Origin of the sequence: uncultured Pelagibacterium sp., from assembly GCF_963972885.1 — a bacterium.
In the GTDB taxonomy this organism is placed as follows: domain Bacteria; phylum Pseudomonadota; class Alphaproteobacteria; order Rhizobiales; family Devosiaceae; genus Pelagibacterium; species Pelagibacterium nitratireducens.
Map to the genome: position 1 here is coordinate 1 of NZ_CAXAXY010000003.1, position 23,260 is coordinate 23,260.

Genomic DNA, 23,260 nt, shown 5'->3' on the forward strand with positions numbered 1-23,260 from the left:
CGCCGGCCTGGGCCGGGTCCGGCGAGGCCGCCCATGCGGCCTATGCCCAATGGCAGGTCTGTCCGTCCAATCCCGGCGATATCCAGCTTGGCGCGGTGATGGAATGGCTCGAGGCCAATATGCCGGCTGAAACGATATACACCAATGGCGCGGGCAATTTCTCGGTCTGGCTGCACCGCTTCCATCGCTATCGCCGCCTTGGCACACAACTGGCCCCGACCTCGGGGTCAATGGGCTATGGGTTTCCCGCCGCCATCGCCGCCGCGATCGTCCAGCCCGAAACGCCGGTGGTCTGCTTTGCCGGGGACGGCGATTTCCTGATGAGCGCACAGGATCTCGCCACGGCCATGGCGGCCGGTGCCAAACCGGTCACCATCGTCTTCAACAATGGCATTCTGGGCACCATCCGCATGCACCAGGAAAACCATTACCCGGGGCGCGTTTCGGCCACCGATCTGGTCAACCCCGACTTCGCGGCCTACGCAAAAGCCTTCGGCGCGCACGGCGAAACGGTGCGCACCACCGCTGAGTTTGCCCCGGCAATGGAGCGTGCCCTGGCATCGGGCAAGGCGGCGGTGATCGACCTCAAACTCGATCCAGAGGCGATCACACCCCGAACCACTCTCACCAAGCTGCGACAGGCGGCCCAGGACAAGGCTTGAGGCCTTGGTCCCGTCATGCCGTCGAGCGGCCTTGAGACGGACGGACGAGGCGGAGCCGAGGACCCCGGCGAACGTTTTCGCCGCGCCGTCGCAGGGCCAGTGAAAGCCATAGGGCGGTTTCAGCCCGTCATGGCTTTCGCGGTGCGGCCCGTGAGGCAGAATGTGGACGAGGCGGAGCCGAGGACCCCGGCGAACGTTTTCGCCGCGCCGTCGCAGGCGCAGCGGAGGGCATAGGCGCGGTTTCAGCGCCGTCATGCCCGCAGTGGTGCGCGCCGTGAGACAAAATGGACGCGGTGCGGCCCGTGAGAGAAAAAATGGTGGAGCTGATCGGGATCGAACCGACGACCTCGTCATTGCGAACGACGCGCTCTCCCAACTGAGCTACAGCCCCATTCGGGGATCGGTTTAGCGCAATATCGCGCAGGCTGGAAGGGGTGAATGGCGACTATTGTGTGGGCAGTGCCAGGGCGATCTGGCCCGGCAAGGTCTCCACCGGCTCAAAGCCGAGATTGGCGCAATTGGTGGCAAAAATTTCGGCCCAGGCCGCGCCGCGCTGCTCGATATAGGTGACGCGGTTGGCCTGGCCCTCGATCGTTGCCTGCTCCGCAGCCGTGGTGGCCCGTTCGGCGGCGCGCATGAAATCGTCATCGGCGAAATAGTTGCAGCCCGGAACGTCGATCGACCGCCAGGCGAACAGCGCGATATCGATGACGTCGCGCGCGGTCTGCCGCCCGAAATCCATATAGGGCGTGAGGTCGGGATCGCCGCAGGCTATCGCTGCCGCCTCGGCCCGCATCCGGGCAATGCGGTCCGGCGCGTCCTCGATCGCCTCTGCGGCCGCGGTGGCGATTTCGCCGAGCCGGATCTGGGCGGCCACCTGTTCGAGTGGCGTGAGGTAGACGATGGAATCATCGAAAAGGGCGCACCGCGTGGTGACATCGGTGCTCACGACCAGAGCATCTGCATCGGCCAACATCTGGTCGACGTCCGCCGCGCCACTCTGCGCCGATGCCTGGCCGGCCACCGAGACGGCCAGCAGCACAACGAATGCGCCTGACAACAATGATGTTCGGTCGGACAAGAGAAATCCTGCGATTATACGAAGTGGCGCTTGAAACCCAAGCACATCACCAATGTGGCTGTTTTGCGAAACCGGTTCGTCCCAGTCTGTCGCAGGCGATAGATAAAGGACTCGTAAACAATGATTGCCTCAAGTGTTAACGAGTGGTTTCCGTATGTGTGGACATTTTGCAACATTGGTCCCGCAACCCTCCCGAATGGCCGTTGAACAGGGCGAACGGCTGTTGCGAACCCAACCGGCATCGCTAGAGTGGGTCTTGCGAATCCATGCATGGGATCGTTTGTCGGTCGCAACGCGACGGCAACACACGACACCAACAATAATGTGGTCGCGTTTCGACAAACTGCCGGATAGCCCGGCACAAACAAACTGAATGACTGACTTTGGAGGTCAATTATGAAACTTAAGAGCCTTCTTCTGGGTTCTGCAGCTGTTCTGGCCCTGTCGACGGGTGCCCAGGCTGCTGATCCGATTCCGGCGACTTTCGTGTCGCTCGGCGTCTGCGATGCCTACGGCATCTCGGGCCTGACCATCGAATCCGACGACACCTGCCTGTCGATCTCGGGTGAAGTGGCTTACGAATATATCCTTCAGGAAGACGTTGATCGGGCTGGCTGGTCTATTGAGTCGAATGTCGATTGGGAACTGGCTTTCGAAGCCACCACCCAGACCGATGCCGGCGCTGCAGTTGCGTTCATCTCGCTCGTTGATGATGACAGCCTGACGAGTGGCGTTGCTCCTATTAGGACGCGTTCGGAAGATCCCGTTATCGATCAAGCCTATGTCCAGTTCGGTGACACCACCGTTCTCTCCGCTGGTCTGAAGGATTCGATCTTCGATACCGAAGTTCTCGACCGGACTTATGGTGGCGACGAGCACGGCGATTTCGATTGGGACTTCGATGAAAACGACCTGACGAATGAAGTCGCTCAGGGCGGTCACGTCATCACCATCGAGTCGCTGGTTGCAGATGGGTTCACCGTCATCGCAGGTCTTGAAGACCTGAATGACGCCGGAGCCGGCTCGCCCGGCGACGGCGGCACTGCACTGCTCGGCGTCGAATATGACGGCGGCATGTTCTCAGCTGAAGCTGCCGTTCTCCTTGGCGACCTTTATGGTGCCACTGATCCGGTCAACTTCTACGCTGCTGTTGCTGCAGAGTTCGACTCGTTCGAAGCCCGCGCTAGCGTGATCTTCGATGACACCGGCGATTACATCGCTTCGCTCGGTGCCACGGCAACCCTCGACATGTTCACTCTCGACGCTGATGCCTACTTCCGCGACAACAGCGACTGGGGCATTGCCGGCGAAGGTTCGTTCGACGCCACTGATACCGTTGCCGTATACATCGGCGCCGGCTACCAGGAAGTCGCAGCCGTTGACATCTTCACCGTTTACGGTGGTGTTGACGCTGACGTCACCGAAACCATCACTGCCAACGCTGAACTCGGCTACACCGACAACGGCGGCGCTGACTACATCTATGGCGCTGCTGGTGTGACCTACGCACCGGGCGGCGGTTTCGAAACCAGCCTGAACGTGTTCGCCGACACCGACGACCACTACAAGCTGACCTTCGAAGCTTCCAAAGAGTTCTAAGAACTCTTCGCCTCGAGGCGATTGTTTGGAAAGGCCCGGCGTTTGCCGGGCCTTTTCTTTTGCGTTGAGCGGGAAATGATCGCCTGGACCGGCTTCGTCGGCGGCCAAAATGCTTTACACTGAACGCCGAAATCCCGAGTCGACCGACATTGCCGCGGCACGCGGCGTAAACCTATTGGCTTTGAATGACTTTTCCCCGCTTGCTCTTTTTTGTCCTGCCCGCCGTCATCGTATTGACCCCGATCCAGGCGGCGCATGCGCAGTATCAATCACTCGATGAGACAGCGGAGATTGGGTCCGGCGATGCCTTTGGCTGGGCCGTGCAGATCGATGCCGGCGACATCACGCTGAATGGCAATGTGCCATACCAATCCGTCGCGACGATTCTTTCGGGGCGGGCAGGGATCGACGATGACGGCATGACGATTGCCGACGGCGCGCCGCTGGGATTCCTGCGTGATGCGATGAAAGCCATAGCGGCCAGCGAGATGCTGGAAGACGGATCGATTGCCTATGGCGCGGGGCAATGGACGGTGACGGGCACATTGCGGCCCGATGCGAGTCGCGATGCGCTGATCGAAGCTCTTGGGTCGGCCGGCGACGGTGCGGAATGGGTACTGGCCATCGAAGCGCCGGGAGGTGGCGATGCGGAAGACATCCAGGCCCCCGGACCGATTGGCGAGGATGTCATGGAGTCGGTTGAAGGCCTGCTTGAGGAAAGCGAGCCAGCACGCGAAGATGTAACGGAGATTATCGAAACCGCGGATGCCGAGGCGTCCACGCAATCTACAGCCGATACGGTGCTCGAGCCCGAGGTCGAGGCCGACGATGCGACCGGCGAACAGCCGCTGTCCGACGACATCGTCGATGCCGTCCCCACGGAAGGAACGACCGAACGGCAAGCGCCGGTCGATGAGGACAGCCCACAAGATCAGGCGATCGTCCAGGAACAGCAGGACATTGCTCCCACCGATCCGATCGTTCCGGATGGGGACGCTGCCGCGAATGCGAATCTCGAGGCGGAAGCCACACAGTGCCGTGAGCAGGTTGCCGCGCTCACGCAAGACAACGCAATTTCCTTCGCCTCGGGCCGCACGACCCCGACGATGTCGTCAGAGAGCCTTATTGCCGATATCGCCGCAGTACTGGCCATTTGCCCTGCGCAGCCGGTTTATGTAGAAGGACATACCGACGCCGATGGGCGCGACGAAACCAATCTGGTTTTGTCCCTCAGCCGTGCCGAGGCGGTTGTCGACCGGTTGGTGGCGCAGGGGATCGACCCCCAGCGCCTTTTCGCCGTCGGCTATGGGGCAAGTCTTCCCGTCGCGTCCAACGAAACGGCGGCGGGCAAGGCGCAAAATCGGCGCATCGTCTTCAGCTTCGAAGACATTGCGCAATAGCAATGCCGGATGTGAGCCGCCGCAAAGGCAGGGCTCCGACCGGAAAGAGGGGGGCTTGGGCAGTGAGTGACATAGCATATCTGATCGCCATCAACTGGCCGTTTCTGGTTCTGGCCGTGCTGATCGGCATTGCGACCGGATGGTACGGCGCACCCGAAGAGGGGCGTTGAATGCTTCCAGGAAAAGCTGCAGACTTTTCCGGTCCGGAAGCGCGGCAAACAAGAGTTTGAAAGCAAGTCCATGGATCCCACGCCGCACATCCTTCCCAGCGCGCTGCTGCTGCTCGCCGCCTTTTTCATCGGCTGTCTTGTCGGATATCTGCTCAAGCGGATGTTCGGGCCCAGCCGGCGTGCCGAACCGGTCGCCCAGCCCGATCAAGCTCAAACGCCGGTTGTGCCCGAACGACCCGACCTCGGCGACCCAGCGCTTGGCCTGCTCAATGAACCGATTGGCGGACAACCTGACGATCTCAAGAAAATCAAGGGGATAGGCCCCAAACTTGAATCGGTTCTGCACCACAATGGTGTGTATCATTTCAGCCAGATTGCCGCCTGGAACGCCAAATCCATCGCCATGATGAACGCCCGACTGTCCTTCAAGGGCCGCATCGAGCGGGAAAAATGGGTCTCACAGGCCAAGGCGCTGGCCAAGGCCGCCAGCCGGAAGTGAGCGTGCGCCGTTGGCGCGTCGATGTCAGGCAGACGCGGCCCTGTCGCCGACATCAGGCTCATCTGCCCGGCATATGTCGCGCAAGAATGCCGCCATGGCCTGATGTTCCTCGGCATCTTCGAGAAGGGCAGGCGATCCCTGATCGGATATGACCAGCGTTGCCGCGTCGCGGCGCCGGCGCACCATCTCGTCAAAACTTGCCCGCCGCACCTGATCGGTCAGTTGCGAGCGCACGATCATCAGCGGGACGTGGGAAAGCGTATCGAACAATTGCCATTGCGGTTCGAGAACGTCGTCGAATTCGAACTGTTCGAGCTGGGCGATCAACTGGCTGTCGAAAAGTGAGCGCAGCTTTCCGCGCCCGTCCTCGGCATAAATGCGCTGGGCGAACCCGTCGAGCCGCGCCGCGGACTCGCCCGGATAATCGGTGCTCAGGATCTTGCGCAGCGCAGCCCGGCAAGCCGGCGCCGATCTGAGCGCCGTCAAATGGCGGAAATTGTTGCGCGTGCGCACCAGCCCGCGCGGGTCGGTCACCGGCCCGGCATCGATCAGGATGGTTCCGGCAACGGCCAGGGGACGGCGCGCGGCAATGATCATGGCGACCTGGCCGCCATGGCCTTCGCCGGCCAGAACGGCGCGCGGCACGTCGAGCGCCGCCATCACATCAAGCACGCAATCGGCATCGGCGAGCGTGGAATAGCGCGCACCCTTGCCCATGTACGACGACCGGCCCCGACCGGGCAGATCGATCAGGATGAAGCTAAAGCCGGTACCGGGCAGCCGGTTGATCGCGGCGGGCAGTCCGGCGAAATCGGACATATTGCGCACATAGCCCGGCAGGCAGACGATCGGGACCACATCATCGGAAATCTCGCCATGAACATGCACGGCAATCTGTGTACTGGCACTGCCGCAGGTGATCGTCCTGACCGGAAGGTCGGAAAAAAGCTGTGTTTGGGGCAGGGGAGTTGCGCGCTTGAACATGATGCTTCATACCACGCCCGGCGGCGCAGGCAATCGCGGTGAGCGTGAGGCCGTGGCCCTCCTTGTCGCGCCATGCAAGTGCCATTATGGTGCGCCAGTTCTGGGGTGACAAAACCGTCATCCCGCGCCATCAAGAAACATCCCCTTAGGGATCGAGGGCGATACTGGAGTGCTTCCAGCAAAAGTGGGCACCACTTTTGCGGTTCGGAAGCGCGACAAAACAAAATGTTGGAGTGCTTCCAGCAGAAGTGGGAACCACTTTGGGGTTCGGAAGCGCGACAAAAATGGAAAGTTGAAGCGCTTTCTTGGGAAGCGCGATAATCTCGTTAAAGGCGGCTGCCAGGCGCGCCTACTGTCGAAAATCAAGGACTGTCTCACATGTTTTCCGGGTCGATCACGGCGTTGGTAACGCCGTTCCATAAGGGTGCTGTTGATGAAGACGCCATGGCGCGCTTCGTCAAATGGCAGATCGAGGAAGGCACCAACGGTCTGGTGCCGGTGGGAACCACGGGCGAAAGTCCCACGGTCAGCCACGAGGAACATCGCCGCGTTATCGAGATCGCCATCGAAGTGGCCGACAAGCGCGTTCCCGTCATCGCCGGGGCCGGCTCCAATTCGACGCGTGAAGCCATCCATCTCGCCCAGTTTGCCGAAAAGGCCGGCGCCGATGGCATTCTGACCATCGTGCCCTATTACAACAAGCCCAACCAGGAGGGCCTGTTCCAGCATTTTTCAGCGATTGCAAAGGCGACCAGCCTGCCCGTCATTCTCTATTCGGTGCCCGGCCGCACGGTGGTCGATATCAGCGTCGACACCATGAAGCGCCTGCGCGATGCGTGCCCCAATATCGTCGGCGTCAAGGACGCGACCGCCGACATGAGCAAGGCGACAATGACGCGCGCTGCGCTGGGCTCGGAGTTCGTCATGCTCTCGGGCGAGGACATTACCGCGCTGGGGTACAACGCCCATGGGGGCAGGGGGTGCATTTCGGTCACCTCCAATGTTGCGCCAAGGCTGTGCTCGGCGTTTCAGGCCGCCTGTCAGGCCGGAGATTTCAGCACCGCGCTCACCATTCAGGATCGGCTGGCACCGCTCCACAAGGCACTGTTTATCGAGCCCAACCCGCAGGGCGTCAAATATGCCGCGTCCAGGCTCGGCCTGTTCGGCGACGAAATCCGGCTTCCGCTGGTTCCGGTGACAGAAACCACCCGCGCGGCCATCGACGCCGCACTGGTCCACGCCGGGCTCATCAACTGATCGATAAGTAATGGCACCGAAGAAAGAAAAAGGTTTGCTCGAAACCGGCATGGTGGCCGAAAACCGCCGGGCCCGGTTCGATTATGAGGTTCTCGACACCATCGAGGCCGGCATCGTGCTGCGCGGGACAGAAGTGAAATCCCTCCGTAACGGCAAGGCCCAGATCGCCGAATCCTACGTGTCGCCCGAGGGCGGGGAACTTTGGCTGATCAATGCCAACATTCCCGAATATGTGCAGGCCAACCGCTTCAACCACGACGAAAAGCGCCGCCGCAAGCTTCTGGTCTCGCACCGCGAACTCGACAAGCTCGCCAAGGGCGTCGAGCGGCAGGGCAACACCATCGTGCCGCTCAAACTCTATTTCAACGATCGCGGCATGGCCAAACTGCTGATCGGTCTCGCCAAGGGCCGAAAATCCCACGACAAACGCGACGTCCAGAAGGATCGCGATTGGGCCCGGGATAAACAGCGGATCTTGAAGCAGGGCTGATCTGGCCTCGGACGGTCGGGCCTGCTCGAATGCCGAGTGTACTGGATCCCGGATCAAGTCCGGGATGACCAAGGGGGTAGGGATGCTCCTGTGCCAAACAGAAGCGGCCCCTCGCAGAGCCGCCGCCTTTCCTTGCACCATGTTCCACACGACCGTCATTCCGGCCTTGAGCCGGAATCCAGTACCCCCAGCGCCGGAGGTGGATGCTCAGCCTTCAGCCGTTATCGCAGCCTTCGCCTTGCTCATCGCGTCCTCGAACATCTCGGTCGTCAGCCGCCCGGTATTGGTGTTGTAGCGCGAGCAGTGGAAGCTATCGATCAGCGTGCGTCCGTCGCTCAGCCGGTGCGCGCGGCCGTGGCCGAACGGGAAGGCGGCGCGGCGTTCTCCCAGGGCGCTGAGCAGCGATTCGTGGGCGATGCGGCCAAGGGCAAAGAACGCCTTTGCCTGACGATTGGCCTCGATCGTCGCGATAAGAAACCGTCTGCAGGTGGCGATTTCCGGCCCGGTCGGCTTGTTTTGCGGCGGGACGCAGCGCACGGAATTGACGATCAGCGTATCGACGAGCTGCAGGCTGTCATTGGGATCGGCTTCGAACTCGCCGGTCGCCAGCCCGAATTTCTTGAGCGTTGCATAGAGCAGATCGCCAGCGTAATCGCCGGTAAACGGGCGCCCGGTGCGGTTCGCCCCGCGCAGCCCCGGCGCCAGCCCGACGATCAGCAGGCGGGGGGCGGCATCGCCCCAATTGTCCACCGGCGCGTTGTGCCAATCTGGAAACTGGTGCTGATTGACGTGCCGAAACTCGGCCAGTCGCGGACAGAGCGGACAATCTGGTGGTGGATTGGTCGGGAGCGCCAAGGACAGTCTCGCACAAGAATCAGGGCGAAACATCCTCTCTGGCGACCTGCTGGCGGTCAACCTGCGGGCGGCCCACCGTCTTGATCAGGGTGGCGATTTCGAGAAAGTAGTCGGCCTGGCGCCGCAGATCGTCCGAAATCATCGGCGTGGGCGTGGTCAGCGTCGAAGCGACGGTCACCTTTTTGCCGCGCCGCTGCAATGCGGCGACCAGCGCGGTAAAATCTCCATCGCCTGAAAACAGGACGAGGTGATCGTAATGGGCGGACATCTCGAGCGCATCGATGGCCAACTCGATATCCATATTGCCCTTGATCTTGCGCCGCCCCTGCGCGTCGACAAATTCCTTGGCGGGCTTGGTCACCACCGCGTAGCCATTGTAGTCCAGCCAATCGATCAGCGGCCGGATCGAGGAATATTCCTGATCCTCGACGAGCGCGGTGTAATAGTAAGCGCGCAGCAGGTAGGCCGTGTCCTGAAACTCACCGAGCAACCGCTTGTAGTCGATATCGACACCAAGCGCTCGGGACGTCGCGTAAAGGTTGGCGCCGTCGATGAACAGCACGACCTTTTCCCGGGAATCGAACATATGGACAAAAGCTCCAAACAAAAATCGGTAGAAAAATTGCAATCGTTCACATGGCTCAACGCGGCAAACCCGACAGAAGTTCATTCCGGGCGTCAAATTAAGATGATCGGGCGGGGCAAACCCCCGCTTGTCATCGCCAAGGCCCTCGTGTAAGAGAACGGCAACTCCCCTAAAGCAATGGAGACCGGCTGTGGCACGCGTCACCGTAGAAGATTGCATTGAAAAGATTCCGAACCGCTTCGAGCTGGTTCTTGCGGCCGCCCATCGCGCCCGCATGATCTCCTCGGGCGGCCAGATCACCGTGGATCGCGACAACGACAAGAACCCCGTCGTCGCCCTGCGTGAAATCGGCGATGGCACCATTTCGCCCGACGATCTGCAGGAAGATCTGATCCACTCGCTCCAGAAGTATGTGGAAGTCGACGAGCCGGAAATGGACACCGCGCCGCGCATCGAAACCTCTTCGGACGAAGAAGGTCCGGTGTTCGACACCATTTCCGAAGAAGAGCTGCTCCGCGGCATCGAGTCGCTGGCGCCCCCCGAGCGTCGCGACGATTGATCGGCGCAAGCCTTTCCCTATAGTGTTTGTGAAGGCGTCAGGCTCCGGCCCGGCGCCTTTGCAGTTTGTGAACTTGAATTTGCCTGGAGTACCCCGGCGCATGATGCGTCAGTACGAACTCGTCGAACGCGTTCTGGCCTACAATCCCAATGCCGACGAAGCCCTGCTCAACAAGGCTTACGTTTACGGCATGCAAAAGCATGGCAGCCAGACCCGCGCTTCGGGTGACCCTTACTTCGCCCACCCGCTCGAAGTCGCCGCCATCCTCACCGATCTCAAGCTCGACGATGCCACCATCGCCGTGGCGCTTCTGCACGACACCATCGAGGACACTGACGCCACCCGCGCCGAGATCGACGAGATGTTCGGCACCGAGATCGGTCAGATCGTCGACGGGCTGACCAAGATCGAGCGCCTCAACCTCGTCTCCCGCGAAGAAGCCCAGGCCGAAAACCTGCGCAAGCTGCTGCTGGCCATTTCCCAGGACGTGCGCGTGCTGCTGGTCAAGCTGGCCGATCGCCTGCACAACATGCGCACGCTCGAGTTCATGCCGGTCCACAAGCGCGGCCGCATCGCGCAGGAGACCATGGATATCTATGCCCCGCTCGCCGGACGCATGGGTATGCAGGACATGCGCAACGAGCTTGAGGATCTGGCGTTCAAGTCGCTCTACCCCGAGCACTACAATGCCATCACCTCGCGCCTGTCGCAGATGGAGATTTCCAGCCGCGAGATCGTCGCGGAAATCCGTAGCGAGCTCGAAGAGCATCTGGCCGGGCAGGGGATCAAGGCCAAGGTGTCCTGGCGGCTGAAATCGGCCTGGTCGATCTATTCAAAGATAGAGCGCAAGGCGATTGCCCTCGAACAGCTTTCCGACATGATCGGCTTTAGGGTGATCGTCGACACGATCGACGAATGCTACCGTACGCTCGGCGTCATCCACACGAGCTGGAAGGTCGTGCCGGGCCGGTTCAAGGATTACATTTCGGTCCCCAAGGCCAACGATTACCGCTCGATCCACACCACCATCGTCGGTCCCGGCCGCCAGCGCGTCGAACTGCAGATCCGCACCCAGGAAATGCACGCCATCGCCGAATTCGGCATCGCCGCACACCAGCTCTACAAGGAAGCCATTTCCGGCGACATGCACAGGCTGGAAGAGGAAAGCCAGGCCTATAACTGGCTGCGCTCGACAATTGCCCGGCTCACCGAGGGCGATAACCCCGAAGAGTTCGTCGAACACACAAAGCTCGAACTGTTCCAGGACCAGGTGTTCTGCTTTACCCCGCGCGGACGGCTGATTGCCCTGCCGCGCGGTGCCACGCCGATCGATTTCGCCTATGCCGTGCACACCGATGTCGGCGATACCTGCGTGGGGTGCAAGATCAACGGCACGGTGATGCCGCTCATCACCCAGCTTCATTCGGGTGATGAAGTCGAAATCCTGCGCGATGCGGCCCATACCCCGCCGCCCAATTGGGAAAACATCGCCATGACCGGCAAGGCGCGCTCGGCGGTTCGTCGCGCCGTGCGCCAGGGTGCTTTTGCGCGGGCGATTGCGCTGGGCGAGCAGGTGCTGATGGCGGTGATCGAGCGCGAGTCGCTCGAGCTCAACGAGGACGAGATCGTCGCGCTGGCCAATCGTTTCTCGATCGCTGACCGCAATTCCATGCTCGCCGCCATCGGCGAGGGGCGCATCACGGCCGAGGATCTGGCACGCGAAACCACCGCGCTCAAGGGCAAGCGGCGGCGCAAGGGGCGGCTGGTGCTGCCGGTGGCCAATGACGCCGAGGGATGGTTCGCGCTGCGCAACGCGCAATATTTCAAGTTCCGCATGCCCGGTGGACAGCACACCGCCATCAAGAAATTCGCCACGATGGTCGGGTTCGATTTCAACATGCCCGTCGATATCTCGCGCGAAGGCGTCGTGCCCGGAGACCGCATCATCGGCATCTTCCACCAGTCCGGCCACATGGAAGTCTATCCCATGGAATCCGAGGCACTGGCCGCCTTCCATGACAAGGATGTGGGCTGGATCGACGTGCGCTGGGACATGGCCGGAAAGCCCGAGGCGCGGTTCAAGGTCGTGGTTTCGATGTATTCACAGAACCGCCCCGGATCGCTCGCCCAGATCACCGGCGCCATTGCCGCCTGCGATGCCAATATCTCCAATCTGGCCATGCGGGCGCTTGCCGCCGATTCCCACGAGCTCATCTTCGAGCTCGAAGTGCACGATCTGACGCAGTTGACAGACGTCCTGGCAACGCTCAAACGCACACCGGGCCTGTCGCGGGTCCAGCGCGCCACAATGGTTCAGGCCAATGCCATTTCGGGCATGGAAGGCGCGCTCGAAGCGGGAACCCAAGAGACAATGGAGACCGAACCCCAATGACCCAGGACGAAGTCCTCGATATTTTCCGCTCCTGCGATGCGTTGCTCGAAGGCCATTTCATCCTGTCCTCGGGCCTGCGCTCGCCGGTGTTCCTGCAAAAGAACCGCGTGTTCATGTTTGCCGACAAAGCCGAAAAGCTCTGCAAGGCGCTGGCCGAAAAGATCAGGGCCGAAGGGTTCGGCGACGTCTCACAGATCGTCTCGCCTGCGGTCGGCGGCATCATTCCCGGTTACGAAACCTCGCGCCATCTGGGTGTGCCGGCCATCTTCACCGAGCGCGTCAACGGCGTGTTCGAATTGCGCCGCAGCTTTTCGGTTGCGCCGGGCGAAAAGGTGATCATCGTCGAGGATATCGTTTCGACGGGCCTCTCGATCCGCGAATGCATCGATGCGATCAAGGCACTGGGCGCCGACGTGATCGCGGCGGCCTGTATCGTTGACCGCTCGGGCGGGGAGGCCGATGTCGGCGTGCCGCTGGTGTCGCTGACCCAATACAAGGTGCCCGCCTATTCGCCCGACAACCTGCCGCCCGAATTGGCCGCTATGCCGGCGGTGAAACCGGGGAGCAGGGGCCTGCAATGATTATCGGGCTGGGCAACGACATCTGCGAGATCGCCCATGTCGAGCGCACGCTCGAACGGTTCGGTGAGCGGTTTACCCGGCGTTGCTTTACCGAAATCGAGCGAACCAAATCGGACAGGCGGCGGCTGCGCGCCGCGTCCTACGCCAAACGGTTCGCCGCCAAGGAAGCCTGCGCCAAGGCGCTGGGCACGGGGCTGTCACGCGGTGTTTATTGGCGGGACATGGGCGTGGTCAATCTGCCCAGCGGCAAGCCCACGATGAAGCTGACCGGCGGGGCCGCGGCAATGCTGGCAAGGCTTGTTCCCGCAGGGCACGAACCCCATATCCATGTCTCGATCACCGACGATAACGGCATGGCGCAAGCCTTCGTGATCATCGAGGCGCTCCCGGTTGACCCGGCCCGGCCGCTCCCGTAACAAACTCCCGAGTTTTCCAACCCATGAGCACCCCTATGTCGGACGCCGCCAAGAAGAAAACCGGCAAGGGCGAACTTCGCGAAACCATCGTCATCATCGTTCAGGCGCTGCTGATTGCTCTGGTGTTCCGCACCTTCGCCTTCGAGCCGTTTTCCATCCCCACTGCGTCGATGCAGTCCAATCTGATGATTGGCGACTACATTCTGGCGTCCAAATACAGCTATGGCTATTCGCGCTATTCGCTGCCCTATTCCGAGGTGCCCTGGAACGGGCGCATCCTGGGCAACGCGCCCCCCCAGCGCGGCGATATCGCGGTGATCCGGCCCGTGCCCCAGAGCGAAAACTACGTCAAGCGCGTCATCGGCCTGCCCGGTGACGAAATCCAGATGATCGACGGACGGCTGACCATCAATGGCGAAACCGTGCCGCGTGAAGAGGTCGGCACCACGGTTGACCGCGACAGCACCGGCGTCGATATCCCGGTCACCGAGTATCGTGAAACCCTGCCCAATGGCGTAAGCTACGTCACCCAGGAGATTTCCGACAACGCACAGTTCGACAACACCGGCGTTTATACAGTGCCGCCGGGACATTATTTCATGATGGGCGACAACCGCGACCGTTCGCTCGACTCCCGCTCGCTGTCTTCGGTCGGTTACGTGCCGTTCGAAAATTTCGTGGGCAAGGCCCAATGGCGCTTCTTCTCGATTCAGGACAATATTCCGCCCTGGCAGATCTGGCGCTGGCCGGGCAATGTCCGGTTCGACCGTATGTTCACTTCGGTTTATCAATGAGCTTGAGGGCGCGCGATCGCGAGACGCTCGAGGCAAGGCTGGGCTATGTTTTCAACGACCCCGCCCTGCTGTTGCGCGCCCTGACCCATTCGAGCGCCGTATCGCCCTCAAAGCGCACCGCCGATTCCTATCAGCGCTTCGAGTTCCTTGGCGACAGGGTGCTCGGGCTGGTGGTGGCCGACATGCTGTGCAAGCGGCTGCCCAAGGCCAATGAAGGGGAGCTCTCGCGAACCCTCAATTCGCTGGTTCGCAAGGAAACCTGCGCAAGGGTGGCCCGCAAGCTCGATATGGGCTCATACGTGCGGCTCGGTGAGAGCGAGGCGCGCACCGGCGGCGCCGACAAGGACGCCATTCTGGGCGATGTGTGCGAAGCGGTGATCGGCGCAATTTATGCCGATGGCGGCATCGATCCCGCCTATACCTTCGTTGACCGCATGTTCGGTGATAATCTGGACGTGGCCCAGGCGCGCCGTGCGGACTCCAAGACCGCACTGCAGGAATGGGCGCAGGCCAAGGGGCTCGAGCCGCCCGCCTATGTCGAAACGGCGCGGTCGGGACCCGATCACGCGCCGGTCTTTACCATCTCGGTTTCCGTGCGTGGCTTTGAAGCGATCGCGGCGACCGGCACCTCGAAAAAACTGGCCGAGCATCAGGCGGCCGAAAAGTTCCTGCTGCGCGAAGGCGTGTGGAAGGCCGACCAATGAGTGAAGCTAAAGATATGGCGACCAAATGCGGTTTCGTCGCCCTGGTCGGTGCCCCCAACGCGGGCAAATCGACCCTGCTCAATTCGCTTGTGGGCACCAAGGTGTCCATCGTCACCCACAAGGCCCAGACCACCCGAGCCCAGGTGCGCGGCGTTCTGACCATCGAGGAATCCCAGCTTGTCTTTATCGACACGCCGGGCATTTTCGCGCCCAAGCGCCGGCTCGATCGCGCCATGGTGCAATCGGCCTGGACCGGGGCAGGGGATGCCGACATGGTGGCCCTGATCATCGATGCACAAAAGGGGCTCAACAGCGAATTCGAAGCGCTGCTCGACGGACTCGACAATATCCGCCAGCCCAAGGTTCTGGTGCTCAACAAGATCGACAAGGTCAAGCACGAGGAATTGCTGGGGCTTTCCCAAAAGATCAACGAGAAGGTCAATTTCGAGACCACCTTCATGATCTCGGCCCTGCGCAGACACGGGGTCGGCGATTTCGTGCAATGGTGCCGGGACAAGGCGCCCCTCGAAGAATGGCACTTCCCCGAAGAGCATCTGACCGATCTGACCATGGCGCTGACTGCCGCCGAAGTGACGCGCGAAAAGCTGTTCCTGCGCATCCACGACGAAATTCCCTATCAGGCGACCGTCGAGACCGAGAGCTTCAAGATCCAGAAGGATGGCTCCTACCGCGTCGAGCAGGTGATCTATGTCACCCGCGACACCCACAAGATGATCGTGCTGGGCGCCAAGGGGCAGACCATCAAGACCATCGGCGCCGAAGCGCGCAAGGAACTGATCGAGATGTTCGAAACCGACGTGCATCTGTTCCTGTTCGTCAAAGTCCGCGCCAACTGGGCCGACGATCCCGAACGCTACCGCGAAATGGGGCTCGACTGGACGAAATAGGGCTTGGTCTGACACGGTGGACACCGTGCCCGCCAAATCAACCACCGTCATCCCGGGCCCGACCCGGGATCCAGTAACCGGGAGCGCTTGTGGCTTACGCTGGGCGCTGAGCGTACTGGACCCCGGCTCGGTGGCCGGGGTGACGCTGAGATTTTGGTCGGCGGCCGGGGTTGCCGAGGGTGAGGGGCGTCGAAGGTCGATTTCCGCCATGGAAAATGCGTATGGAATGGTCCTCTGAAGGTCTTATCATCGGCGTCAGGCGGCATGGCGAGTCCGCGCTCATCCTCGAAGCCATGGTGCCCGGTCACGGGCGTTGTCTCGGCCTTGTGCGCGGCGGGCGCTCGCCAAAGCACGCCGCGTTCCTGCAGGCCGGCAACTCAGCCCAGCTGACATGGCGGGCCCGCCTCGAAGACCATCTTGGCACCTTCACCGCCGAAGCGACCCGCCTGCGCGCCGCCGAAATCCTTGCCGACCGTCAAAAGCTCTATCTTCTCCAACTGCTCGCCGACCATCTGCGCCTTTTGCCCGAACGCGATCCGCATGACGAATTGCTGCGCGGTGTCGTTTCGCTGATCGATGACGAACGGGCCGCGATCGATCTCGGCGCCGAACTGGCGCGGTTCGAGATGTACCTTCTCGAAGAGTTGGGCTTCGGGCTGGATCTTCAAACCTGCGCGGTGACCGGCGTGCACGAGAACCTGACCCATGTTTCGCCAAAAACGGGCAGGGCAGTCTGTGCCGAGGCCGCAGCGCCCTATACCGACCGCCTTTTCGCGCTGCCGGCCTTTCTCTCCGGCTCCGCAGATCCCACGTCCGGCGACGTCGCCGCAGCCTTCACGCTCACCGGCTATTTCCTCGACCGCCACGTCTGGGCACCGCGCCAGATCGAGCACCCCTCCACCCGCGACTGGCTGGTGCGGCACCTTACGGAATGACAAGACGCTCGATCGTTGCGGATTGATTCAAAGTCCACTGGCGCGGATCTTGAAGGCAGGCTACCCAAGCCTCGCTGCAACACGCAGCTTTTGAGGACGAAATGAAAAAGACCATCCTTTCAATCCTGGCCGCCACGGCCCTCGTTTCCACGCCGGCGCTTGCCCAGAACGTCGAGTTCACGCTCACCAACGATTCGGGCTACACGCTGACCTATTTTTATGCCTCCCCCTCCAACGAGGAAAACTGGGGCAACGATCTCCTCGAAGAGATCGGCGTTCTCGAATCCGGCTACAACGGCACCGTATTCATCGGCGACGGTTCGGACCAATGCCTTTACGATTTCCGTTTCGAGACCGCAGAAGGCCCTGAACTCGAAGAATTCGAAATCGATATCTGCGAACTCGGCAGCTACACGCTGGTCGCTCAATAATCGAACGCTGCCACCGCGCCGGTCACGCCGGCGCGGATTTCGGTTCGATGCCGGCTGGTTTTCCACAAAAGCCCCACGCAATCCGGCAATTTCGAGCACCTTTGACTATACTGCCCATCTGATTCGCTTGCCCTGAAAAGGATGGCCAATGGCCGATGTTATCGATCCGCCCCGTGATGACAGAAAAAAGGACGGCATAGTCGATCTGAGGAGTGCGCTCGAAGAGCGCTATCTCTCCTATGCCATCTCCACCATCACACAGCGCGCGCTCCCCGATGCCCGCGATGGGCTCAAGCCCGTCCACCGCCGCATCCTGCACGCCATGCGGCTTTTGAAGCTCGACCCGGCCCAGGGCTACAAGAAATCGGCGCGTATCGTCGGTGACGTGATCGGTAAGTTTCACCCCCATGGCGACCAGTCGGTCTATGACGCGCTGGTGCGCATGGCACAGGATTTTTCCGTTCGCTACCCGATGGTCGACGGGCAGGGCAATTTCGGCTCGATCGACGGCGATAGCGCGGCGGCCATGCGCTATACCGAAAGCCGGATGACCGAGGTCGCTCAACGTCTGCTCGAAGCGATCACCGAGGACGCCGTCGAGTTCCGCCCCAATTACGATGGCGAGGACGAAGAGCCCGTTGTCCTGCCGTCCAACTTTCCCAACCTGCTGGCCAACGGCTCGAGCGGCATCGCCGTGGGCATGGCAACCAATATTCCCCCCCACAACGTCGCCGAATTGTGCGACGCCTGCCTGCACATCCTCTCCAATCCCGAAGCGACGGCCAAAGACCTGATCCGCTTCGTTCCCGGTCCCGATTTTCCCACCGGCGGCATTCTCGTGGACGATCCGGCGGCGACCGAACAGGCCTACACCACCGGCCGCGGCGGGTTCCGCGTGCGCGCCAAATGGGAGGTCGAGGACAGCGGGCGGGGCACCTACAACATCGTCATCACCGAAATCCCCTATGGCGTGCAGAAGTCCCGGCTGGTCGAAAAGATCGCAGAACTGCTGCTGGCCCGCCGCCTGCCGCTGCTCAAGGACGTGCGCGACGAAAGCGCCGAGGACATAAGGCTGGTGCTCGAGCCGCGCGCCCGCACCGTCGATTCCGTGTTGCTCATGGAGTCGATGTTCAAGCTGACCGAGCTCGAAAGCCGGTTCTCGCTGAACATGAACGTTTTGGACATGGGCCAGATTCCGCGCGTGATGAATCTTGCGCAGGTGCTCAAGGCGTGGCTCAATCACCGCAAGGACGTGCTGGTCCGCCGCTCGCGCTACCGCCTCGGTCAGATCGAGCACCGCCTCGAAGTGCTGGGCGGCTATCTCGTTGCCTATCTCAACCTCGACGAGGTGATCCGAATCATCCGCGAGGAGGATGAGCCCAAGGCCACGATGATGGCCAAATGGGACCTCTCGGACGTCCAGGCCGACGCCATCCTCAATATGCGCCTGCGCAGCCTGCACAAGCTCGAGGAAATCGAGATCCGTTCCGAGTTCGACAAGCTCAGCGAGGAAAAGACCCACATCGAGACAATTCTGGCGTCCGAGAAAAAGCAGTGGGGCGTCATCACCACCGAGATCGGTGAGCTGAAAAAATCCTACGGTCCCGATACAAAGCTCGGCCGTCGCCGCACCCAGTTCGCCGCCGCGCCCGAGACCGATCTTGCCGACATCGAAACCGCGATGATCGAGCGTGAGCCGATCACCGTGATCCTGTCGCAGAAGGGCTGGATTCGCGCGCTCAAGGGCCACAATAACGATGCCTCGGCCCAGACCTTCAAGTCCGACGACAGGCTCAAGCTGGCGCTGACGTGTGAGACGACCGACAAATTGCTCATGCTGACCACCGGCGGCAAGGTCTATACCCTGGGCGCCGACAGACTGCCCGGCGGGCGCGGCCATGGCGAGCCGGTCCGCATCATGGTCGATATCGAAGAGGGCCAGGATATCGTCGATCTGTTCGTTTACAAGCCCGGCACCAAACGCCTGATCGCTTCCGATATCGGCAACGGTTTCGTCGTCGCCGAGGACGATCTGATCGCCAACACCCGCAAGGGCAAGCAAGTGCTGAACGTCTCGGGCAAGGGCGAGGCCAAGCTTTGCGTGCGCGCCGAGGGCGATACGGTGGCCGTCATCGGCCAGAACCGCAAGCTTTTGGTCTTCCCTGCCGCCCAACTCCCCGAAATGAGCCGCGGCAAGGGCGTCAGGCTCCAGAAATACAAGGATGGCGGCATTTCAGATGCCAAGCTGTTCAATTCCGCCGATGGGCTGACCTGGACCGATTCCTCGGGCCGGAACTATTCGAAATCGATGGAAGAACTGCTCGACTGGATCGGCGACCGCGCCCAGGCCGGCCGTCAGCCCCCCACGGGCTTTCCGCGCAACAACAGGTTTGTGGGGTAGGGGATTGTAATTGTGCCTCACGGCAACCCCAGGCTGTCATCCCGGCCTTGAGCCGGGATCCAGTACACGCGGCACTTGCGGTTCTGCCTTCAGCGACACCCTTGGGGCTCTGAGCCTACTGGGTCCGGGGTCTTTGCCCGGGATGACGGGTGGGTGTGTGTTGGCGCTGCAGATGGACACGCAGCACAGGCCCTTGTGGAGAGGGGCTCGGCTGCTTCTACAACGCCCCCTCACCCTCAACCGAAAAATCCACGATGATCGGCAGGTGGTCGCTGCCGCTCGGTTCGCCGGTGCGCAGGTCGTGGATGGCGATGGCGCCGCGCGTCATCACATGGTCGATGGGCAGGATGGGGAACATCGCCCGCCAGTCGCGCAGATAGTACCAGAGCGTTGGGAAGGTCGGCAGATTGTAGGTGTGGCGCATCATCCCCGCAGCGCTTACGAACCCGCGCAGGGCATAGGACCAGGGCGTCGAGTTGAAATCCCCCACAAGGATCAGCGGCGGCTCGACCGTCGAAAGCGCCTCGCGCAGCGTTGCGAACTGCTCGGCCTGCCGGGTGACGGGGGCCGGCCAGTCATTATGGGTCGTGGCCAGCGAAAAGGCCGGACCGGCCTCGGTCTGGAAACGCACGATGATCCGCGCCGTGCGGTCGGTGCTCATGATCGAGGATGAGCAGGCATCCGCATCGAGCGGCTCGAACGGCAGCCGTGAATAGAGGCCCACAAACGCCCGCTCGCCGCCGGCGCAGTACTGGAAATGGGGATAGCGCTCGGTCAGGAGCGGATGAACCACGCTGCGCAGGCCGGGGCTGTATTCCTGCAGCGCCACGATGTCGGGATCGACCCCGGTGATGTTGGCAACGATCGCTTCCGGTTCCTCATTGCGCCCGAACACGTTGAAGGTCATCAGCCTGTAGGTCTGCTCTGCCTGCGCAACAGTGGTGCGGGTAACAAGGCCGGTGACCAGTTCGGGAATGTAGATGGCGCTCGAAGCCACGAACCCTGTCGCCGCGATACTCAGCGCCAGGGCGCGCAGGGCGCGGAAGCGCACAAAGACCGGACTGGCAACGAGCAGCGCCAGAAGTCCGAAAAACAGAACCGGCTGGATGTGGTTGAACAGATCCATGGCCGGGTAGATAAAGCCCAGCACCGCAACGATCGCCATGCCCGCCACAAGGCAGCACACCAACAGATAGCCTGCGGCAACCAGCGCGGCCAGTATCTTGCCTATGGAGCCCACCTATTCGGGTTCCGCGCCGGTCTCTGGGTCGAGGTCCACCCAGCCGCGCGAGCCGCGCTGCACCTCAAGGGGCTGGAAGGCGGCCTTGTAGGCCATTTTCGGGGAATCCTTGACCCAATATCCCAGATAGAGATAGCCACCGGCGACGCGGGCGCGGGCGATATGGTCGAGAATCATCATGGTGCCCAGGCCCCGCCGCGACAGCGCCGGATCGAAAAAGCTGTAGACCATGGAAAGCCCGTCGGGCAGGGGGTCGGTCAGCGCCACGGCGACAAGCTGGCCCGCCACCCCGTCCGGCCCGTCCTCGGCCAGCCGGTATTCGATGAGCACGGACTGGACGGGCGTGTCCTCGACCATGAACTCATAATCGAGATAGCTCATCTGGGTCATGCCGCCGCCATCGTGCCGCGCATCGAGATAGCGCTTGAACAGCCCGTATTGCTCGGCTGAAACGATGGGCGCCACCATTTCGGCCACGATATCGGAATTTTGCTTGAGATTGCGCCGGTGGCGGGTGGCCGGGAAAAAATCGACTGCGCGCACACGCACCGACTGGCAGGCGTCGCAATCGAGACATGCCGGGCGGTAGATCAGGTTTTGCGAGCGCCGGAACCCGTGATCGGACAACAAATGATGCATCGCCGCGGCGCGCCGGCCGGACAGGTGCGTAAAGAGCTTACGTTCCTGCCTGCCCTCGAGATAGGGGCAGGGCGAAGGGGCTGTCAGAAAGAACTGCGCGCTTTCCGGCGTATGGTCCATGAGGGTACTCGCTTGGCCCGCAGGGGTGTCCGACGCCACTCGATGAGCAGCGGCAAACCGAAAATTTCAAGCCGTTCAACCCTTTTTCAGAAAAACGAACGGCTCGGATTCAATAGTAATCGCACCGAACCCGCTGTGCAACGCGACAAATCTCAAAAGCGGTGCCGGCGGGAGCCGGACACCGCTTTTTGCGGATCGAAAGCGCGATGAAAGAGCCCTATTGGGCGGCGTCGCCCGCACGGGCGTAGGCCTGCCAGTGCCGCACCATGGGCGAGCGACGGACCATCATGGTGCCCAGCACCAGATCGTGCAGCAATTGGCGGCGCGGTGTGAACAGCCCGATCAGAACGATAAACGGGGTCAGGATGGAACACGAAATCCAGAAAAGCACGACATGGATCATCGCCATCCACCCGTCCAGCGTCGTCTCCCGCGTCGGGGTGAGCACGATATCGGTGGCCCGCATGCCCAGCGTGGCCCGAGAAGCCGAACCCAGCGTCACCGCGTAATAGACAACAAAGGTCAACGGAACGATCAGCGGAATGGACAGCCAGGTCAGCCCGAACGTGAAAATGCCCAGAATGCCGGCAACCAGAGTGACGATAAGGATCGCCGCGCCCATGATGACGCAGTCGATCAGAAACGCCATAACCCGACGCGTCAGAATCCCGTCGAACAATTCGGGCGACGTGTTGGGATTGGGAAGGTCGTGGCGCAGCATGCGCCCCAGAAAATCGGTTGCCAACGGTCAGTGCTCCTCAAGTTGAGAATTATGTTGGTACAATCGGCGTCGATGACAAGACCACGGCCACGATTTCCCGGATCAATAGGGCAATCGTTCGCCGGTCCGGTCGAAAAATTGCCCGGACTCCGATGGGGTCAATGTATCGAGGCCCGCAAGGATCGCTCCGGCGGCGTCCTCGGGCTGTTGCACGTCGAGGCCCGACCGGGAGAACGGCCGCGAAAGCGGCGTATCGACGGTTCCCGGATGCATGGCGACCAGAACGGCGTCTCGATGGGTTCGCGCCAATTCGATGGCACAGGTGCGCACGATCTGGTTGAGCGCGGCCTTGGATGCCCGATAGCTGTGCCAGCCCCCCAGCCTGTTGTCAGAAATGCTGCCCACCCTGGCCGAAAGCGCCATGACCACCGAACGCCCCGAACGGGGCAGGAGCGGCAGGACGTGCTTTAGGACAAGGGCCGGGCCGATGGTGTTGACGGCGAACGCCTGCGCAAGCGCCTCGCCGCTCAAGTGCCTGTTGGCCTTTTCGGGCCCGATGGCGCCGTGATGCAGAAAGCCGGTTGCAAGGATCACCAGCCGCAGCACGCCACGGCCGGCAACCGCGTCCATGGCCGATACGATCGAGGCCTCATCGGTGATGTCGATGGCCGGGCTGCTGGACCGCGACAGGCCGGTGACCAGATCGTAGCGTCCCGAGGCGCGAACCTGTTCGACGAGCGCGCGCCCGATCCCGCCTGTCGAACCGATGATGAGGGCTTGCGTGGCTTCGGTCATGGCGTTTTATACGCGCCCGGACGCCAGCCCGATCACCGGCC

24 protein-coding genes and 1 tRNA gene are annotated in these 23,260 nt (G+C 61.7%); 16 read left to right on the plus strand and 9 right to left on the minus strand.

Annotated features, from left to right (window positions below; translation table 11 throughout):
- Window positions 1-662, plus strand: a 662-nt coding sequence (locus AACZ55_RS00815) for a thiamine pyrophosphate-dependent enzyme (protein ID WP_339641991.1), incomplete at its 5' end; no start/stop codon positions are given.
- Between the two features lie 315 nt (window positions 663-977).
- Here AACZ55_RS00815 and AACZ55_RS00820 read toward each other — a convergent pair.
- Window positions 978-1,053: transfer RNA gene (locus tag AACZ55_RS00820), tRNA-Ala, on the minus strand.
- Between the two features lie 54 nt (window positions 1,054-1,107).
- Complete coding sequence (locus AACZ55_RS00825; RefSeq protein WP_339641994.1) at window positions 1,108-1,743, minus strand: hypothetical protein; 636 nt, start codon at window positions 1,741-1,743, stop codon at window positions 1,108-1,110.
- Window positions 1,744-2,139: 396 nt separating this feature from the next.
- On the opposite strand from AACZ55_RS00825, the gene AACZ55_RS00830 reads away from it, so the two are divergent.
- The 3 genes from AACZ55_RS00830 to AACZ55_RS00840 all read left to right on the plus strand — a co-directional run bounded on the left by AACZ55_RS00830 (window position 2,140) and on the right by AACZ55_RS00840 (window position 5,411).
- Entirely contained in the window at window positions 2,140-3,342 is a 1,203-nt protein-coding gene (locus tag AACZ55_RS00830; RefSeq protein ID WP_339641997.1) for a porin, read from the plus strand.
- Between the two features lie 200 nt (window positions 3,343-3,542).
- A complete protein-coding gene (locus AACZ55_RS00835) occupies window positions 3,543-4,742 on the plus strand; it encodes an OmpA family protein (protein WP_339642000.1) in 1,200 nt (399 codons plus the stop codon).
- A 240-nt stretch (window positions 4,743-4,982) separates the two neighbouring features.
- Window positions 4,983-5,411: a hypothetical protein gene (locus tag AACZ55_RS00840; RefSeq protein WP_339642003.1), complete on the plus strand. Its 429-nt coding sequence runs from the start codon at window positions 4,983-4,985 to the stop codon at window positions 5,409-5,411.
- A gap of 24 nt (window positions 5,412-5,435) precedes the next feature.
- Here AACZ55_RS00840 and AACZ55_RS00845 read toward each other — a convergent pair whose 3' ends face one another.
- Window positions 5,436-6,395, minus strand: a complete 960-nt coding sequence (locus AACZ55_RS00845) for an alpha/beta hydrolase (RefSeq protein WP_339642005.1) — start codon at window positions 6,393-6,395, stop codon at window positions 5,436-5,438.
- A 378-nt stretch (window positions 6,396-6,773) separates the two neighbouring features.
- On the opposite strand from AACZ55_RS00845, the gene dapA reads away from it, so the two are divergent.
- Both dapA and smpB read left to right on the plus strand, forming a co-directional pair.
- A complete protein-coding gene (gene dapA / locus AACZ55_RS00850) occupies window positions 6,774-7,652 on the plus strand; it encodes a 4-hydroxy-tetrahydrodipicolinate synthase (protein ID WP_339642008.1) in 879 nt (292 codons plus the stop codon).
- Between the two features lie 10 nt (window positions 7,653-7,662).
- Entirely contained in the window at window positions 7,663-8,142 is a 480-nt protein-coding gene (smpB, locus tag AACZ55_RS00855) for an SsrA-binding protein SmpB (protein ID WP_338607094.1), read from the plus strand.
- A gap of 207 nt (window positions 8,143-8,349) precedes the next feature.
- Here smpB and AACZ55_RS00860 read toward each other — a convergent pair whose 3' ends face one another.
- Entirely contained in the window at window positions 8,350-9,030 is a 681-nt protein-coding gene (locus tag AACZ55_RS00860) for a uracil-DNA glycosylase (RefSeq protein ID WP_339642012.1), read from the minus strand.
- The gene (locus AACZ55_RS00865) at window positions 9,017-9,583 is read right to left on the minus strand and encodes an NYN domain-containing protein (protein WP_339642015.1); all 567 of its coding nucleotides are present in this window, start codon (window positions 9,581-9,583) and stop codon (window positions 9,017-9,019) included. Before AACZ55_RS00865 ends, AACZ55_RS00860 begins: the two co-directional genes overlap by 14 nt.
- A gap of 190 nt (window positions 9,584-9,773) precedes the next feature.
- Between AACZ55_RS00865 and rpoZ the strand changes: the two genes are divergently transcribed.
- The 10 genes from rpoZ to parC all read left to right on the plus strand — a co-directional run bounded on the left by rpoZ (window position 9,774) and on the right by parC (window position 19,704).
- Window positions 9,774-10,142, plus strand: coding sequence for a DNA-directed RNA polymerase subunit omega (rpoZ, locus tag AACZ55_RS00870; protein ID WP_338607091.1), 369 nt, complete (start codon window positions 9,774-9,776; stop codon window positions 10,140-10,142).
- Between the two features lie 100 nt (window positions 10,143-10,242).
- Window positions 10,243-12,534: a bifunctional (p)ppGpp synthetase/guanosine-3',5'-bis(diphosphate) 3'-pyrophosphohydrolase gene (locus AACZ55_RS00875; protein ID WP_339642019.1), complete on the plus strand. Its 2,292-nt coding sequence runs from the start codon at window positions 10,243-10,245 to the stop codon at window positions 12,532-12,534.
- Window positions 12,531-13,115, plus strand: a complete 585-nt coding sequence (pyrE, locus tag AACZ55_RS00880; protein ID WP_339642022.1) for an orotate phosphoribosyltransferase — start codon at window positions 12,531-12,533, stop codon at window positions 13,113-13,115. Before AACZ55_RS00875 ends, pyrE begins: the two co-directional genes overlap by 4 nt.
- Window positions 13,112-13,531 (plus strand): holo-ACP synthase, encoded by a 420-nt coding sequence (gene acpS, locus AACZ55_RS00885; protein WP_339642025.1) that lies wholly within the window; start codon window positions 13,112-13,114, stop codon window positions 13,529-13,531. Before pyrE ends, acpS begins: the two co-directional genes overlap by 4 nt.
- Window positions 13,532-13,566: 35 nt before the next feature.
- Entirely contained in the window at window positions 13,567-14,325 is a 759-nt protein-coding gene (gene lepB / locus AACZ55_RS00890) for a signal peptidase I (RefSeq protein ID WP_339642168.1), read from the plus strand.
- Window positions 14,322-15,029 carry a ribonuclease III gene (gene rnc / locus AACZ55_RS00895; RefSeq protein ID WP_338607087.1) on the plus strand — a complete coding sequence of 236 codons (708 nt, stop codon included), beginning with the start codon at window positions 14,322-14,324 and terminating at the stop codon, window positions 15,027-15,029. The genes lepB and rnc overlap by 4 nt, the downstream gene beginning before the upstream one ends.
- Window positions 15,026-15,937 carry a GTPase Era gene (gene era / locus AACZ55_RS00900; protein ID WP_339642029.1) on the plus strand — a complete coding sequence of 304 codons (912 nt, stop codon included), beginning with the start codon at window positions 15,026-15,028 and terminating at the stop codon, window positions 15,935-15,937. Before rnc ends, era begins: the two co-directional genes overlap by 4 nt.
- Before the next feature lie 221 nt (window positions 15,938-16,158).
- A complete protein-coding gene (gene recO, locus AACZ55_RS00905) occupies window positions 16,159-16,872 on the plus strand; it encodes a DNA repair protein RecO (protein ID WP_339642032.1) in 714 nt (237 codons plus the stop codon).
- A 101-nt stretch (window positions 16,873-16,973) separates the two neighbouring features.
- Window positions 16,974-17,303 (plus strand): hypothetical protein, encoded by a 330-nt coding sequence (locus AACZ55_RS00910; protein WP_338607084.1) that lies wholly within the window; start codon window positions 16,974-16,976, stop codon window positions 17,301-17,303.
- 148 nt (window positions 17,304-17,451) lie between these two features.
- Window positions 17,452-19,704: a DNA topoisomerase IV subunit A gene (gene parC / locus AACZ55_RS00915; RefSeq protein ID WP_339642036.1), complete on the plus strand. Its 2,253-nt coding sequence runs from the start codon at window positions 17,452-17,454 to the stop codon at window positions 19,702-19,704.
- A gap of 217 nt (window positions 19,705-19,921) precedes the next feature.
- Here the strand turns inward: parC and AACZ55_RS00920 are convergent, their stop codons facing one another.
- The 4 genes from AACZ55_RS00920 to AACZ55_RS00935 form a co-directional block, all read right to left on the minus strand.
- Window positions 19,922-20,944 (minus strand): endonuclease/exonuclease/phosphatase family protein, encoded by a 1,023-nt coding sequence (locus tag AACZ55_RS00920; protein WP_339642038.1) that lies wholly within the window; start codon window positions 20,942-20,944, stop codon window positions 19,922-19,924.
- On the minus strand, window positions 20,945-21,703 hold the full coding sequence (locus AACZ55_RS00925; RefSeq protein ID WP_339642041.1) for an arginyltransferase: 759 nt from the start codon (window positions 21,701-21,703) through the stop codon (window positions 20,945-20,947). It abuts the gene before it with no gap.
- A gap of 217 nt (window positions 21,704-21,920) precedes the next feature.
- The gene (locus AACZ55_RS00930) at window positions 21,921-22,448 is read right to left on the minus strand and encodes an RDD family protein (RefSeq protein WP_339642044.1); all 528 of its coding nucleotides are present in this window, start codon (window positions 22,446-22,448) and stop codon (window positions 21,921-21,923) included.
- 78 nt (window positions 22,449-22,526) lie between these two features.
- Entirely contained in the window at window positions 22,527-23,219 is a 693-nt protein-coding gene (locus AACZ55_RS00935) for an SDR family NAD(P)-dependent oxidoreductase (RefSeq protein ID WP_339642047.1), read from the minus strand.
- Between the last annotated feature and the right edge of the window lie 41 nt (window positions 23,220-23,260).

What these genes read in the sequence shown, in the direction of transcription:
- AACZ55_RS00830 (WP_339641997.1), top strand. Translation starts at nt 2,140, where the DNA reads ATGAAACTTAAGAGCCTTCTTCTGGGTTCTGCAGCTGTTCTGGCCCTG.
- AACZ55_RS00840 (WP_339642003.1), top strand. Translation starts at nt 4,983, where the DNA reads ATGGATCCCACGCCGCACATCCTTCCCAGCGCGCTGCTGCTGCTCGCC.
- AACZ55_RS00845 (WP_339642005.1), bottom strand. Translation starts at nt 6,395, where the DNA reads ATGTTCAAGCGCGCAACTCCCCTGCCCCAAACACAGCTTTTTTCCGAC.
- dapA (WP_339642008.1), top strand. Translation starts at nt 6,774, where the DNA reads ATGTTTTCCGGGTCGATCACGGCGTTGGTAACGCCGTTCCATAAGGGT.
- smpB (WP_338607094.1), top strand. Translation starts at nt 7,663, where the DNA reads ATGGCACCGAAGAAAGAAAAAGGTTTGCTCGAAACCGGCATGGTGGCC.
- AACZ55_RS00860 (WP_339642012.1), bottom strand. Translation starts at nt 9,030, where the DNA reads ATGTTTCGCCCTGATTCTTGTGCGAGACTGTCCTTGGCGCTCCCGACC.
- AACZ55_RS00865 (WP_339642015.1), bottom strand. Translation starts at nt 9,583, where the DNA reads ATGTTCGATTCCCGGGAAAAGGTCGTGCTGTTCATCGACGGCGCCAAC.
- AACZ55_RS00875 (WP_339642019.1), top strand. Translation starts at nt 10,243, where the DNA reads ATGATGCGTCAGTACGAACTCGTCGAACGCGTTCTGGCCTACAATCCC.
- pyrE (WP_339642022.1), top strand. Translation starts at nt 12,531, where the DNA reads ATGACCCAGGACGAAGTCCTCGATATTTTCCGCTCCTGCGATGCGTTG.
- acpS (WP_339642025.1), top strand. Translation starts at nt 13,112, where the DNA reads ATGATTATCGGGCTGGGCAACGACATCTGCGAGATCGCCCATGTCGAG.
- lepB (WP_339642168.1), top strand. Translation starts at nt 13,567, where the DNA reads ATGTCGGACGCCGCCAAGAAGAAAACCGGCAAGGGCGAACTTCGCGAA.
- rnc (WP_338607087.1), top strand. Translation starts at nt 14,322, where the DNA reads ATGAGCTTGAGGGCGCGCGATCGCGAGACGCTCGAGGCAAGGCTGGGC.
- era (WP_339642029.1), top strand. Translation starts at nt 15,026, where the DNA reads ATGAGTGAAGCTAAAGATATGGCGACCAAATGCGGTTTCGTCGCCCTG.
- recO (WP_339642032.1), top strand. Translation starts at nt 16,159, where the DNA reads ATGGAATGGTCCTCTGAAGGTCTTATCATCGGCGTCAGGCGGCATGGC.
- AACZ55_RS00910 (WP_338607084.1), top strand. Translation starts at nt 16,974, where the DNA reads ATGAAAAAGACCATCCTTTCAATCCTGGCCGCCACGGCCCTCGTTTCC.
- parC (WP_339642036.1), top strand. Translation starts at nt 17,452, where the DNA reads ATGGCCGATGTTATCGATCCGCCCCGTGATGACAGAAAAAAGGACGGC.
- AACZ55_RS00925 (WP_339642041.1), bottom strand. Translation starts at nt 21,703, where the DNA reads ATGGACCATACGCCGGAAAGCGCGCAGTTCTTTCTGACAGCCCCTTCG.
- AACZ55_RS00935 (WP_339642047.1), bottom strand. Translation starts at nt 23,219, where the DNA reads ATGACCGAAGCCACGCAAGCCCTCATCATCGGTTCGACAGGCGGGATC.